The organism is Catalinimonas locisalis (assembly GCF_038039535.1).
In the GTDB taxonomy this organism is placed as follows: Bacteria; Bacteroidota; Bacteroidia; order Cytophagales; family Cyclobacteriaceae; genus Catalinimonas.
On sequence record NZ_JBBPHP010000019.1, the window covers coordinates 43,638 to 58,561 of the forward strand.

Annotated in this window: 10 protein-coding genes; 8 read left to right on the forward strand and 2 right to left on the reverse strand. The window is 42.2% G+C overall.

The window, feature by feature from the left end:
- Positions 1 to 15: 15 nt before the first annotated feature.
- Positions 16 to 1,485, reverse strand: a complete 1,470-nt coding sequence (guaB, locus tag WJR50_RS20260; protein ID WP_341295141.1) for an IMP dehydrogenase — start codon at positions 1,483 to 1,485, stop codon at positions 16 to 18.
- A gap of 207 nt (positions 1,486 to 1,692) precedes the next feature.
- Between guaB and alr the strand changes: the two genes are divergently transcribed.
- The 7 genes from alr to WJR50_RS20295 all read left to right on the forward strand — a co-directional run bounded on the left by alr (position 1,693) and on the right by WJR50_RS20295 (position 8,301).
- A complete protein-coding gene (alr, locus tag WJR50_RS20265; protein ID WP_341295142.1) occupies positions 1,693 to 2,892 on the forward strand; it encodes an alanine racemase in 1,200 nt (399 codons plus the stop codon).
- A 78-nt stretch (positions 2,893 to 2,970) separates the two neighbouring features.
- The gene (locus tag WJR50_RS20270) at positions 2,971 to 3,717 is read left to right on the forward strand and encodes a TVP38/TMEM64 family protein (protein WP_341295143.1); all 747 of its coding nucleotides are present in this window, start codon (positions 2,971 to 2,973) and stop codon (positions 3,715 to 3,717) included.
- A gap of 115 nt (positions 3,718 to 3,832) precedes the next feature.
- Positions 3,833 to 4,357 carry a class I SAM-dependent methyltransferase gene (locus tag WJR50_RS20275; protein ID WP_341295144.1) on the forward strand — a complete coding sequence of 175 codons (525 nt, stop codon included), beginning with the start codon at positions 3,833 to 3,835 and terminating at the stop codon, positions 4,355 to 4,357.
- 85 nt (positions 4,358 to 4,442) lie between these two features.
- Positions 4,443 to 5,330 carry a 4-hydroxy-tetrahydrodipicolinate synthase gene (dapA, locus tag WJR50_RS20280; RefSeq protein ID WP_341295145.1) on the forward strand — a complete coding sequence of 296 codons (888 nt, stop codon included), beginning with the start codon at positions 4,443 to 4,445 and terminating at the stop codon, positions 5,328 to 5,330.
- 235 nt (positions 5,331 to 5,565) lie between these two features.
- Positions 5,566 to 5,973, forward strand: a complete 408-nt coding sequence (locus WJR50_RS20285) for a hypothetical protein (RefSeq protein WP_341295146.1) — start codon at positions 5,566 to 5,568, stop codon at positions 5,971 to 5,973.
- 65 nt (positions 5,974 to 6,038) lie between these two features.
- The gene (locus WJR50_RS20290; protein WP_341295147.1) at positions 6,039 to 7,010 is read left to right on the forward strand and encodes a tryptophan 2,3-dioxygenase family protein; all 972 of its coding nucleotides are present in this window, start codon (positions 6,039 to 6,041) and stop codon (positions 7,008 to 7,010) included.
- A gap of 214 nt (positions 7,011 to 7,224) precedes the next feature.
- Positions 7,225 to 8,301: a sugar phosphate isomerase/epimerase family protein gene (locus tag WJR50_RS20295; protein ID WP_341295148.1), complete on the forward strand. Its 1,077-nt coding sequence runs from the start codon at positions 7,225 to 7,227 to the stop codon at positions 8,299 to 8,301.
- A gap of 53 nt (positions 8,302 to 8,354) precedes the next feature.
- Here the strand turns inward: WJR50_RS20295 and WJR50_RS20300 are convergent, their stop codons facing one another.
- On the reverse strand, positions 8,355 to 9,662 hold the full coding sequence (locus WJR50_RS20300) for an NAD(P)H-dependent oxidoreductase (RefSeq protein WP_341295149.1): 1,308 nt from the start codon (positions 9,660 to 9,662) through the stop codon (positions 8,355 to 8,357).
- Between the two features lie 651 nt (positions 9,663 to 10,313).
- Here WJR50_RS20300 and dnaE point away from each other — a divergent pair.
- Positions 10,314 to 14,510, forward strand: a complete 4,197-nt coding sequence (gene dnaE, locus WJR50_RS20305; protein WP_341295150.1) for a DNA polymerase III subunit alpha — start codon at positions 10,314 to 10,316, stop codon at positions 14,508 to 14,510.
- Positions 14,511 to 14,924: the final 414 nt, after the last annotated feature.

Consider the following 14,924-nt stretch of genomic DNA (forward strand, 5'->3'; position numbering starts at 1 on the left):
AAATTACTTTAAACTTCAGGGGCTATAGTTGGGCGCTTCACGAGTGATAGTGATATCATGAGGGTGGCTTTCCCTAGAGCCTGCATTAGTGATCTTGACAAATCTGGCTTTTTGTAGGCTGGGGATATCTGCCGCACCGCAGTACCCCATGCCTGCTTGAATCCCTCCAATAAGCTGATAAATTACTTCATCTACCATACCTTTATAGGGAACCCGGCCAACTATACCTTCAGGTACCAGCTTCTTGATATCATCTTCGGCATCCTGGAAATAGCGATCTTTTGAACCTTCTTCCATAGCTTCTACCGAGCCCATACCACGATAAGACTTAAACTTTCTTCCCTCATAGAGGATCACTTCGCCGGGCGCTTCGTCAGTACCGGCCAGTAAGGAACCGATCATAATGCTGCTGGCACCCGCTGCAATTGCCTTTACGGCATCTCCTGAAAAGCGTATGCCACCATCGGCAATAACAGGTACACCACTTCCTTCTACTGCTTTAGCAGCTTCGTACACTGCGGAAAGCTGAGGGACACCTACCCCGGCAATGACACGGGTAGTGCATATACTGCCTGGTCCCACACCTACCTTTATGGCGTTAGCACCTGCCTTCACCAAAGCTTTAGCTGCCTCCGCGGTTGCAATATTACCTACTACCAACTCAACATCGGGATAAGCCTGTTTGACTTTACGGCAGGCATCCATTACTCCTTTGGAGTGTCCGTGAGCTGTATCAATACTTATAATATCAACCCCTGCATTTTTGAGCATTTCAACCCTTTGCAGTATGTCATGGGTAACGCCTACTGCGGCTCCTACTCTTAAGCGGCCGTATTCGTCTTTACAGGCATGAGGGCGGTCTTTGTTTTTCAGGATATCTTTATAAGTGATCAGACCACTGAGTTTACCCTCTTTGTCAATAATAGGAAGCTTCTCTATCTTATATTCCTGAAGGATATCTTCAGCTTTCTCTAGTCCTACCCCTAGTTCGGCAGTGATCAGGTTTTCTTTGGTCATGATCTCCCGTACAGGCTGGTTCATGTCTTTTAAGAAGCGAAGGTCACGATTGGTTACAATACCCAGCAAGCGGCGGTCTTTGTCCACCACAGGTATACCTCCAATCTTGTTCTCCCGCATGATCGCCTTGGCATCAAATACAGTAGCATTGATATCCAATGTGATAGGATCCAGGATCATACCACTCTGAGAGCGCTTCACCTTTCTTACCTGGTGGGCTTGCGCTTCAATGGACATGTTTTTATGGATAAAACCCAGACCTCCAGATAAAGCAATTGAAATTGCCAATTCAGACTCAGTTACCGTATCCATAGCTGCAGAGACCAGGGGAATATTCAGCCTTATGTTTTGGGTAAGTTGGGTTGAAGTGTCAGTGTTTCTGGGAAGAACCTCTGAATAATTAGGTACAAGCAGCACATCATCGTAAGTGAGTGCTTCGTACAGAAACTTAGATGGGTCAGTCATCATAGGCAAATAAGAATATTTATTTGCCGGTCAAAGTTACTTACATTCCACGATAAATTAAAATATAAATCATAAAGCAAAGTAATTTATTTTTATTCATCCTTCACGCAGCACTGTTAAGTGCTCTGAGTTGTGATTTTAGCCAGTGCTTTGTACTTTAAAAGCCATTTCTATTTGGGCTGCTGCGGTGGCACATAACTGACTAACTTTTTGAGTATTTTGATTACAGGTATACCTTCTATTGATAAATCTATAGTTCGGCACTCCTCCAGAATAGATCTGAGTCTGAGTGCGCTTCAAAACAACGTCTCCTTTGTTCGTGACAAGATTGGTCCTGATCCTATCATTTCGGCTGTAGTTAAATCCAATGCTTATGGGCATGGCACAAAGTATTTTGTGTCAATGTTGATCAAATGTGGTATCAAACATTTTTCAGTGGCCTCCAGCTATGAAGCGCAAGAGGTACTAAAGTCATGCTTGCCGGATTGTGAAATTATGATCATGGGTATACTTTACTCCCGTGATCTTGAATGGGTGATATACAATAATATACAATACTATGTATTTGATCTGGAACGCATTCATCAGTCCGTGGAGGCAGCCAAAAGGGTAGGCAAGAAGGCAGTTATCCATCTGGAGATAGAAACCGGGGGAAACAGAACAGGACTTCCCATAGAACAAATGCAAGAAGCTCTTGATTTGATAGAGGCTAATGCTGAGCATATTGATTTTCGTGGGCTTTGTACCCACCTGGCAGGAGCTGAAACGTTGGCAAACCACTTCAGAATCCGCCGTCAGATGATCAGGTACAATGAGGCCTATGAGATGGCTCAGCAGAGAAATGTGCTTCCTCAGCTACGCCATATAGCTTCTTCTGCGGCAGGCCTTACCATTCCGGAGGCCAGGATGGATATGGTAAGGGTAGGGATAGCATTGTATGGACTATGGCCTAGTCCTGACGTATACAATATGCATCTGGTAGAGATTAATCAGGTCAGTGATAACCCGCTCCACAGAGTAATCTCCTGGAAAACCGATATTATGCACCTGAAAGATGTAAACGAAGGAGAGTTTGTAGGGTATGGTACCAGCTACCAGGCTCTACGCGATATGAAAGTAGCCGTTATACCGCTTGGCTATGCTAATGGTTACTCGCGTTCTCTTTCTAATAAAGGTTTTGTGCTAATCCACGGAAAGCGAGCTAATATTTGCGGCTTGATTAATATGAATTTATTTATGGTAGACGTAACGCATATAGAAGGCACAGCAGTTGGCGATGAAGTAGTACTTATTGGCAATCAGGATAACACCAGCATTACGATTAGTTCTTTCTCCGACTTTGCCAACCAACTGAACAATGAACTGATGAGCCGTTTACCAGCAGATATACCCCGGCAGATAGTTGAATAGTTCATCATAACAATTTATCTGACCTTGGGGTTATATTTATTAGTTCATATATTTTTTTAGCTATCACCAATTATTTTTATGAGTGTAAAGAGTCGGATTAAGAAAAAACTCCAGGAAAGAGAAGAGCAACGCAAGCAGAGTATTTGGGTATTTGTATTTAGCGGAGCTATCGTTCTGGCTCTTGTTCTTTCTTATTTTCTGATCCCTAGTGTTCAGGATTTTATGAGCACCGCCTATGAAGTACTTACCAGCGATGATCAGCAGCGTATCAAGGAGTGGGTAAATGGGTTTGGGTTCTGGGGGCCATTGATCATCGTAGCTGCCATGATCGTTCAGATGTTTCTGATTGTTATTCCTTCTCCCTTATTAATGATAGTTTCTACGCTGGCGTATGGGCCATGGTGGGGCTCGGTAATTTCCTATGTGGCAGTAGCTGTGGCAGCAACGATAGCTTACTTCATTGGCTATCACGCGAGTAATGCATTTGTAGACAAGATTATTGGTCAGAAGTCTGCTGACAAGGTCAATGGATACATCCAAAAATATGGGGTATGGGCAGTAGTATTATTTAGAGTTTCCCCTTTCTTGTCCAATGATGCTATTAGTTTTGTGGCTGGTCTGGGAGAAATGCGCTATGGAAAATTTATGTTAGCTACTTCTGCTGGTATTATTCCTCTCATCACCATGATAGCGATTTTGGGAAAAAATACCGACAGACTTCAAACCGGTATGCTTTGGATTTCGGGAGCTACCGTAGTAGGTTTTGCCATCTATTTCTTCATTAAAAGGTATAAAAATAAAAAACAGGAGCAGCCAGCCGGTTAAGCATAATTTATGTTGCCCTTTGTGTGAGGGAGAGCAGTTGCAACCTTTAGCTACCCAAGATGGAGAGCACTATTATGTTTGTAAGCAGTGTTGGCTAATATTTTTAGACAGAAGAATGCTTCCCACTGCCGAAGCAGAAAAACAGCGCTATCAGTTTCATCATAATAGTATAGAAGATAAAGGTTATCTCAGCTTTCTGGAGAAGTCTATTCAACCAATGTTACCCTACCTCAAGGAAGAAATGCATGGTTTAGACTATGGCTGTGGTCCTGAACCGGTACTCGCGCAACTATTGCATCAAAAATACCGCTTAGATTGTGAAAGTTATGATCCTTACTTTTTTCCGAATAAGCCCGCAAAAAAGTATGATTTTATCTTTTCTACCGAAACCTTTGAACACTTCTTTCAGCCAGGAGAAGAAATATGGAATCTACACAGCTTATTACATTCTAATAGTTTTCTCTGTGTAATGACCAATCTATACCATTCATTATCAGGTTTTGAGCAGTGGTGGTACCGCAGAGATATTACGCATGTTTGCTTTTATCACGCAGAAACATTTCATTATATCGCAGATCACTTTGGTTTTAACCTGCTTTATCAGGACCAGGAGCAAGTGATGATTCTCCAAAAGACTTGAAGGTTTGATGTGGGTTGACTCAGTGAAATTTGTAACTTTGCGTTGTAAATCATAACTGCGGGGCGCTTAAGCTAAATTTACCATTATGGACAAACTTTTTCGGGGTACGTATACAGCTATCATTACACCATTTACTGAGCAAAATGAAATTGACTGGCCTGCTTTTGAAAAGCTGGTGGAAAAACAGATAGCATCAGGGGTAGAAGGGATTGTTTTTGTAGGCACAACGGGTGAGAGTCCTACACTTTCACATGAAGAGCACAAAGATATTTTACGCTGGTCGGTTAAGACGATCAAAGGCAGATGTCAGGTAATCCATGGTACCGGCTCCAATAATACTCGTGAAAGTATTGAGCTGGCAATGGTAGCTGCCGATGCCGGCGCGGATGGCCATTTGGTGATCAACCCTTATTACAATAAACCTACTCCGGAAGGGCTATATCGTCACTTCACAGCCATTGCCGATGCGGTAGATTTGCCTATTATCATCTATAATATTAAGGGGAGAACTGCTATTAATCTGGAAACGGATAACTTACTGAGGTTGGCAGAGCATAAGAATATTGTCGGGGTAAAAGAAGCCAGTGGAGATATTCATCAGATGATGGATGTAATGCGCCGTACGGCAGATGATTTCTGTGTCCTGGTGGGAGACGATGCCCTTACACTACCTTTTATGGCTTGTGGAGGCGATGGCTTAATCTCTGTCGTATCCAACTGTCTTCCGCAGACAACTTCTGAACTTGTACGTGACTGTCTGGCCGGAGAATGGGATAAAGCACGTAGCGCATATTATCGCATGCTGGATATCATGAATCTGAGCATGAAGGAGACCAACCCTATCCCTGTCAAAGCGATCATGCATCAGTTAGGTTATTGCACACCCAAAATCAGGCTTCCTCTATGTGAGCCTGCCGAGGCTACCATGAAAGAGATAGAGAAGTACATCAAACTGATTAAAGAACTGGGATAAGCCAAAGTACAATTACAAGCCTCGCTAACATTATTGGTTTTTCTTTTTCCAACCTTCTCCTGGCACATAAGTGTCTATCTCTGTGAATGATAATTGCGCATTCAGGCTTAAGGTTTTAATATTAAGTGTGAAAGCCGACAAACAAAGTTTGTCGGTTTTTTATTGTAGCAGTTTATCCAATAGTTGAAAAGTGAAATTTATTCATTGGTCGACAATTTATGTATCTTGCGTACTTATGAGAAAGTCCACCCTAAGTAATCTGATTTTTTTAGCCTTGCTACTGGCTGTTGCTTGTCGTAGCTCTAAGGTTCAGACTGCCCGCGAAGATTTTGATGAGTTTTATGAAAAATTCCTGACCGACAGCAGCTTCCAGATGGAGCGCATCCAGTTCCCCTTACCAGGGATAAAAACGACGGGAGAAGAAGAGGACTCTGACTCTACTTATCATTGGACCAGAGATGAGTGGGTAATGCTCAAGAAGCCAAATCTGGAAGGCACAGAATTTGAAAGAAAGTTGCAGGTTAGCGATACACTGGCTACTGATGAAATATTTACAGAAAACGCTGGCTTTTACTTTAAAATGGTATACGAGCCAGTCAAAAGAAAGTGGCATCTGGTATATATGGTTGATAGCGGCTTGTAAAACAGGCAGTATAACACCTCAGTTAGTTTAACCGTTATATATTTACCTTTTCAAACGTACGGACAATGACTGATAAAATCACACTCTCTCCTGAAGTAATGGAGAAACTGGAAAAACTTTCGGATAAGTTTGCCAAGCAAGGTCAAAGCCTATCTGATTATCTTGAAGGACTAGTACATGCCGATTACCTTTCTTACTGGGAATACATTGAGCTTGAAACATTGCTTAGTCTCCAGAAGCCCCGTACGGATCAAAAGGATGAAATGATCTTTGTTACCTATCATCAAATTACTGAGCTGTACTTCAAGCTGATTTTGTGGGAGTTGGAGCAAATCAATGCTGGTGAAGTTACTGATGCCTCAGTCTTTTATGACAAAGTGCAGCGCATAAACCGCTATTTCAGGCAACTCTCTGACTCTTTTTCTATCATGACTGAGGGCTTAGACAGACAGCAGTTTGCTAAGTTCAGAATGACACTCATGCCCTCCAGTGGCTTTCAATCTGTACAATATCGCCTTATAGAGATTCTTTCTACTGACCTGATCAACCTGATACATGCTGATTATGTACTTTGGCTCTCTCCTGACGATCCTGTAGATGCCTATATGGATAACCTGTACTGGAAGGCAGGTGCCCGGGATATTCAGAGCGGTACCAAGACACTGACCTTACGACAGTTTGAAGATAAATACGATAAGATGATGTTGCGCAAAGCGAAGGAATACAAGCAAAAAAATCTTCGCAAACGCATGCAGCGCTTTATCAAAGAAGGTGATGCAGACATTATCACTGCCTTACGAGAGTTTGACCAATGGGCGAATGTACATTGGCCGTTAGCACACTTCAGAGCTGCGGTGCGTCACCTTGTCAGTAATAATCAGGTAAAAGGTGCAACAGGCGGTACCAACTGGCGTAAGTATTTACCTCCTCGTTTTCAACGAGTGGTCTTCTTTCCTGAATTATGGTCTGAAGAAGAAAAAGAAAACTGGGGTAAATCCTGGGTTATGAAACAACTTGGCGACAAATTTGAAGAATAAACTTATCTCTTAGCATATACTATTTTACTCCTCCTCCCAAGCTGAACTTCTTCAGCTAAGTAGTTATGTGGTAAAATAATTTATTGAAAAAAAGGCATCCTCTCTTCTGAAGAATTTTTACTTCCTGATACAAAAGTGTATTTTTCTAGCTGAATATTTCTTTTCAGAAGCAGGCCTTTGGCTTTTACTTCCTACTAAAAACATTTAACAACTTATGAGACGTAGAATTTTCATTAAGCAGTCTGTTGCTATTTCGGCTGGTTTAGGAGTCGCTGGATTTGCTTGCAATAGCACTTCCAATACGACTACTGAGGGTGAAGAAACAGCCGGAACTACTACAGCCGCAGCTTCGGGTGAGCCTCTTTTTAAAATTTCTTTAGCGGAGTGGTCTTTAAACAGTTATTTATTCAACCCGGAGATCCGCAGCATGCCTTTCAATGTAATTGCTGAAAAATTTCAAAATGATTACAATGCTATTGTGTCAGGCAGCAAAATCAGCAATCTTGAGTTTCCTGCTAAAGCCCGTGAGTTAGGTATTGATGGGGTGGAATTCGTAAACCAGTTTTTCTACGATAAAGCTAAAAATAATGAATACCTGAGTGAGCTTAAAAATCGCTGCGATAGTGAGGGGGTAGAAGCATTACTGATCATGTGTGATCTGGAGGGTGAACTGGGTAATCCTGATGCCGCAGAGCGGGCAAAAGCTGTAGAAAATCATTACAAGTGGGTAGATGCTGCCAAATTTCTGGGCTGTCATTCTATCCGTGTAAATGCTTCCAGCCAGGGGAGCTTTGAAGAACAACAAAAATTAGCAGCCGACGGGCTAGGATCATTGGCTGAATATGCTGAGAAAGCGGGTATCAACGTACTGGTAGAAAACCACGGAGGCTTTTCCAGCAATGGGGAGTGGCTTGCTGGTGTGATGAAGATGGTAGGCAACTCTAATTTAGGTACTTTGCCTGACTTTGGTAACTTCTGTATCAAAAGAGAAGGTTATTCACCTGAAAATCCTACTCCTGAGTGTCTGGACGAATATGACAGATACAAAGGAGTTATCGAACTTATGCCTTTTGCTAAAGGTGTAAGCGCTAAGACGCATGAGTTCAATTCTGAAGGGGAAGAGATTCATACCGACTATGAAAAAATGATGCGCATTGTACTGGATGCTGGCTACCGTGGTTATGTTGGAATAGAGTATGAAGGAAACGACCTGGAAGCTGTAGAAGGTATCAAAGCTACCAAGAGTTTGCTGGAAAAAGTAAGAGATAAACTTTCTGCTGAATATGCCTAAAAAATGAGCCCCTGCCTTGGCAAAGACAGGGGCTTTAATTGAAACTGATTTTCTTAGCTTACTTTCACCCTTGCGGGTTCAAACATTTTTAACTGCTCCTCATAAAGGTTGTATACCAAACGATCGTCAGGGTAAACAATATCATTAAAGGTGAGTGCCTGATCTTTAGGAATATCTCTTTTAAGTATAACATCATCTGCTAAGCCAATAGGCAAAAGATTTTCTTCTCTAGCAGTATCATAGTTTTCGCAAACTCCATAAGTAAGATAGCCTCCGTATCCGTCTAATGTTTCGCCGGCTTTCAGGTCACGTTTGGCAATGGCTGCTACCTCCACCACAGGTCCACTCTGAGGATACATTACAGGATCATTAAAATGGAATGCTCTGGCAATGGAACTGGGAATTTCAAAAAAGCAAAGATGGTAAGGAGTATAAAAACTATAGAGAGGTCCTGGCCCCATTTTCAAGTACTTTAAATAATCTTTTACCATAGGATCATCCGTAACTCCATACACATAGACACCCGGACCAGGTTTAGCGCCTACAACAAAGTCAACGATGCCACCCAATTCTTTTAACTCGTCAACATCGTGTATATCAGTTAGTTCGTCAATATGCTTTTTTGATCTGTAAGCACTCATGCCCCGTTTTGCTACCCCCATCCCGGTAGCATTGGCTACTGAAGCTTGCTCAAAGGATAATTTAGTACCATCAGTAAAATTAGTGATCATGCGAGTACCTTGATTCACATTGCTGGCAAACTCCTCCATGTCAGTAGGGTTTTTATGCTCATCAAGGAAGCCTTTGATGTTGCCGCAAACTAAGGGCGTCAGCCCTAACCCTTTTACATAACGATAGAGATTCATAATCACCCCTGGCTGGTCACCATCAGTCTGGCTAAGCATGACATCAGCCTGATCTGCATAATGCTTAAGAATAGGACCAATCGTTGCATCCAACTCGGGGTTAAGCATTAAAACAGGCTTATTATGTTTGATAGCAGTGAGCACCACTGAAGCTCCATATTCTATAGCACCGGTGGCTTCAACAATGATATCAACTTCTTCTGATTTGCATAAAATTTCTGGGTCATCGCAGATGCTGTATTTATTGGCGAGGATATTATCATCTATCTGTTGATGATTATTACAAACCTCAGCATCCAGTACTCCGGCTTTTTGGAAACATTTGGTAGCTCTTTCAAGTGTGCGGTTGCAGATCACCACGGCTTTCATACCAGGGGTGTATTTTTCAATTTGGTTAATAAGTCCGACCGACATGAAGCCTGCACCTATAACGCCTACCTTTATAGGGTTATCTGTTTCTTCTCGGAAGCGTAAGGCATTATCAATAATAATCATTCTTTGATAAATTATAGTGAGTATAAGACAAAACTACATCAGAATATGCAAAAAACCATAAATTATTTGATTTTGTATGGAATAGTTATAATCAATGTTAGAAAAATAAAGCTATATGATGATCAGGATTCTATTGAGGATTAAAGTAAAACATAAGCTATCATGGCCAAAGATCATTTCATATAGGTGAAAATCACAATGACAAAAAGAGACTGGTGTACTACTATACTTTTAGTTTAAATAAAAATTACAGATTTGTAATGGATAGAAAGCTAGATAACTAGGCTGTTTTAGGGTTTGTTTATTAAAGTAAGCAAAAAGTTTCGCAATACCTTATATTTAGTTATAGATAAATTATAAATGCTCTTCCAAATAAAAGCTTTAATCCTAGATAACAGTAAATTATTTGATTTTTAAATGTTTTTATAAAAGAAAAGTTTGTAACAACTTATATGTCTTTTACTAAGTCATTGACTCCTCTACGGTAGTTTATTCAAGAATAGAAAATCACTTAAGCAAAGTTGGAGAGAGGAAGGCTAAGAAACTTTCATTTTTCTGTTAGATTTGCTGAGATAAATTGGTCAGATTTTGTTACTTAAAAGAAATACGGCCACGCTCCATTATTGAATAAAAAGAGAAACTACACAGTTTATGTACCTGATCTTTGATACTGAGACTACCGGACTACCCCGTGATTATAATGCCCCCATTACTGACCTGGATAACTGGCCTCGGATTGTACAGCTTTCCTGGCAGCTTCATGCCGCTGATGGTAAGCTGCTTAACCAGCAGGATTATATTGTGAAACCGGAGGGTTTTACTATTCCTTTCAATTCTGAAAAAGTACACGGTATTTCTACTGAGCGTGCACTGAAAGAAGGCCATCCGTTGGAAAAAGTATTGGAGATCTTCAACAAAGATCTGGAGCGTACCAAAGTGGTCATCGGACATAACGTAGATTTTGATATCAATATCACCGGAGCAGAGCTGGTCAGGACAAATTTGCCTACTGCTCTGATGGATATTCAGAAACTGGATACCAAAGATGAGTCTACCAACTTCTGTAAAATTCCCGGTGGTAGAGGGGGTAGATACAAATGGCCAACGCTTTCCGAACTGCATCAGAAACTGTTTGGAGTAGGCTTTGACGAAGCCCACAACTCTGCCTTTGATGTAGATGCTACTGCTCGCTGCTATTTTGGTCTGCTAAAAGAAAGAGTGGTTAAGCCCTACAACGACGAGGTGCCGCTGGAACAAATCACTTATGAAGCGCCTGATCTGGAAGCGGCCAGCCGCGCTGAAAAAGAACAGAAAGAGTCAGAGTCTCCAACCATTCCGGTCAGTACCGAGCCCGTCAAAGAAATTAAGACTGCTCCTTTCAGTCATTTGCATGTCCACTCTCAGTACTCTATTCTACAAAGTACAGCCAGCATTAGAAATATAGTTGCCGCAGCCAAAGAACAGGAGATGCCTGCTGTAGCAATTACCGACCTGGGTAGTCTTTTTGGAGCCTTTAAAGCGGTAGCGGAAGGAAAAAGACAAGGTGTCAAAGTGATCATCGGCTGCGATGTCTACGTGGTAGAAGATCGTCACCAGAAGAAGTTTACCAAAGACATGAAAGACCAGCGGAGTCTGCAACTGCTGCTGGCCAAAAATCAGGAAGGCTATCAAAACCTCTCCAAGCTTTGTTCCCTGGGTTATATAGAAGGCTACTATGGCGGCTTTCCCCGGGTAGACAAGGAATTAATCCAGAAGTATAAGCACGGACTTATTGCTACCACTGGCAGTATCTCCGGCGAGGTGCCTGACCTGATTCTGAATGTGGGTGAACATCAGGCAGAAGAAGCTTTTGTTTGGTGGAAGGATACCTTTGGGGAAGATTTTTACGTAGAGCTTCAGCGCCACGGATTGGAAGAAGAGAATCGTGTTAATGAAATACTGCTTCGCTTTGCCGAAAAGTATAAGGTCAAAGCCATTGCTACCAACGATGTGTACTATACCAAGCGTGCAGATGCCGATGCCCACGACACTTTACTTTGTGTGAAGAATGGTGATGTGATGTCTATGCCTAAGGGGCGAGGAAGAGGATTTCGCTTTGGAATGCCCAATGATGAGTTTTATTTCAAGACAGAAGAGGAAATGAAGCGCCTCTTCCAGGATTTGCCGGAAGCCATCACCAATACCTATGAGATTGTAGAGAAAACAGAAGAGCTCAAACTGGAGCGCGATATTCTTCTGCCTCGCTTTGAAATACCCGATGAATTTGAGGATCAGGATGACTACCTCCGTCATCTGGCCTACGAAGGCGCAAAAAGTCATTATGATGAAGTTACACCGGAGATCAGAGAACGGATTGATCATGAGTTGAAGATCATCAAAGACATGGGCTTCCCCGGCTACTTCCTGATTGTACAGGACTTTATCAATGCTGCTCGCAAGATGGGTGTAAAAGTAGGCCCTGGTCGTGGTTCTGCTGCCGGTTCGGTAGTCGCCTATTGTACAGGAATCACCAATATTGACCCGATCAAGTACGATCTGCTGTTTGAGCGTTTTCTCAATCCTGAGCGTATTTCTATGCCTGATATTGACATTGACTTTGACGATGACGGGCGGCAGGATGTGATAGAGTACGTAATCAAAAAATATGGAAGAAACCAGGTAGCACAGATTGTTACTTTTGGCACCATGGCACCTAAAATGTCTATTCGCGATGTGGCCCGGGTAAGCGAACTGCCATTGCCGGAAGCCAACCGCATTGCCAAGCTGGTACCTGAAAAACCAGGTACTACCTTTGAACAAGCGCTGGCAGAAGTACCTGAGCTACAGGAAATCAAACGTGGCCGGGGTAAGCAGTCTGAAGTAGTGAACCTGGCGCAAACGCTGGTGGGTTCGGTAAGAGGTACTGGTATCCATGCCGCCGGGGTAATCATCGCACCGGATGATTTACTGGAATATATTCCTGTCAAGACGGATAAAGATTCTGACCTTTTCATTACCCAGTTTGATGGTTCGGTAGTAGAATCTGCCGGTATGCTGAAGATGGACTTTCTGGGGCTGAAAACGCTTACCATCATTAAAACAGCCCTTGAAAATATCAAGCAGAATCATGGGGTTGAAATAGACATTGAAGCAATTCCCCTGGACGATGAAGAAACGTATAAGCTCTATCAGCGAGGCGATACGGTAGGTACTTTCCAGTTTGAGTCGGAAGGTATGCGACAGTGGCTGCAAAAGCTCAAGCCCACCAATATAGAAGACCTGATTGCTATGAACGCACTCTACCGTCCGGGGCCGATGCAGTTCATTCCTAACTTCATTGACCGAAAGCATGGCAGAGAAGAAGTGGAGTATCCGCACCCCTTGCTGGAAGGTATTCTCAAAAACACCTACGGCATCATGGTGTACCAGGAGCAGATCATGCAGACTGCTCAGATTCTAGGCGGTTACTCTCTCGGAGGTGCGGATTTGCTGCGCCGGGCCATGGGTAAGAAGAAGATAGAAGAGATGAATAAGCAGCGGGAGATCTTCGTGAAAGGCGCCAAAGAAAAACATGGTATTGAAAAAGCCAAAGCGGAAGAAGTCTTTTCTATCATGGAAAAGTTTGCTCAGTATGGTTTCAACCGTTCTCACTCCGCTGCTTATTCGGTAGTAGCTTACCAAACTGGCTATCTGAAGGCAAATTATCCGGCAGAGTACATGGCTGCTGTACTTACGCATAACATGAACAACTCCGATAAGGTAACTGCCTTTCTGGATGAATGTAAGCGGCAGAGCATCAATGTACTGGGACCCGATGTCAATGAAAGTAGATATTTCTTTGGAGTAAATAAAGAAGGGCAGATTCGCTTTGGACTAGGAGCTGTAAAAGGAGCGGGTGAAAACGCAGTAAGTGCCATCATTGAAGAAAGAGATGGAGAAGGGTTGTATAAAGATATTTTTGAATTTACCAAGCGGATTAACCTGCGGCAGGTCAACAAGAAGACACTGGAGGTATTGGCCATGGCCGGTGCCTTTGATTGTTTTGATGGCCTGCACCGTAGGCAGTATCTGTATTCGGAAGAAGGAGATACCAGCCTGATAGAAAAAGCATGTAAATATGCCGTTACACTGCAGCAGGAAGAAGAATCTGCTCAACAATCTTTGTTTGGGGGTAGTAATGGAGTAGATGTTCCTTTACCCAAGGTGACAGAATGTGAGCCTTACAGTGAGATAGAAAAGCTGAAGATAGAAAAAGAGGTAATAGGTTTTTATATCTCAGGCCACCCTTTGGATCAATTTAAGTTGGAGATAAAAAATTTCTGTACCTGCACAGTTGATCAGGTAGCTAACTACAAGAATCAGGATATTTCTGTGGCCGGAATCGTAACTTCTTTCCAGGAACGACAGACCCGGACCGGTAAGCCTTTTGGCCTCGTGACGATTGAGGATTATCAGACCTCACTAAACCTGGCATTTTTTGGGGAAGATTTTTTGAGCAATCGGCACCGCTTATCTGTAGGGGAGTTTGTATATGTTAGGGGCCGGGTAGAGGAACGGTACAATCAGCCGGATGTCTGGGAACTTCGCCCTCAGTCCGTGCAGCTATTAAGTGAAATCCGTGAGAAGATGACAAAGGGTATTCAGCTTAACATACCGGTAGAAATTCTTGATGAAAAGCTAGTGACTGAGTTAGAAAAACTCCTTTTAGATTATCAGGGAAGTTGTGCGCTGAAAGTTTACTTAAAAGACGGTATGGAGAGCATTACGGTAGATACTATGTCCAGGAAATTTAAGATCAATCCGGTGAATAGTTTTTTTGAAAAGGTAGAAAAACTTAAGGATATTACTTACAAACTGGAAGCCAATTAGGGGAGTATTAAGAGTATAATAAAGCAATAATGTAGACTACATCACAGCTTTATTATACTTACTGAAATAGGAGTGAAAAGTATCTCTACCTGAGTAATAAATATTAATATCCTGCAAGAAGCTTGTTTTTGATCTTCAACATGAAGGTATAAGCGTTGCATAAAAAAGCATGTCTTCATAATTCTGGCCTATAATTTTACTGGCTTAACCCTAAAGCTAGACCGAGTGTGGGTTGTACATTTCGTATAGAAAACCTGAATTTATTACTTGGATAAGTTCCTGTGCACATTTTTAAATTCACACAAATTTTTACACTCTGATGGATCTTAAAGAAGGTGAATTATTGAACTTTTCTTATTTATAGGCTTGTATAGTTTAATTTTTCCTGGATTTATTCAATAATTGTTGGCTGTT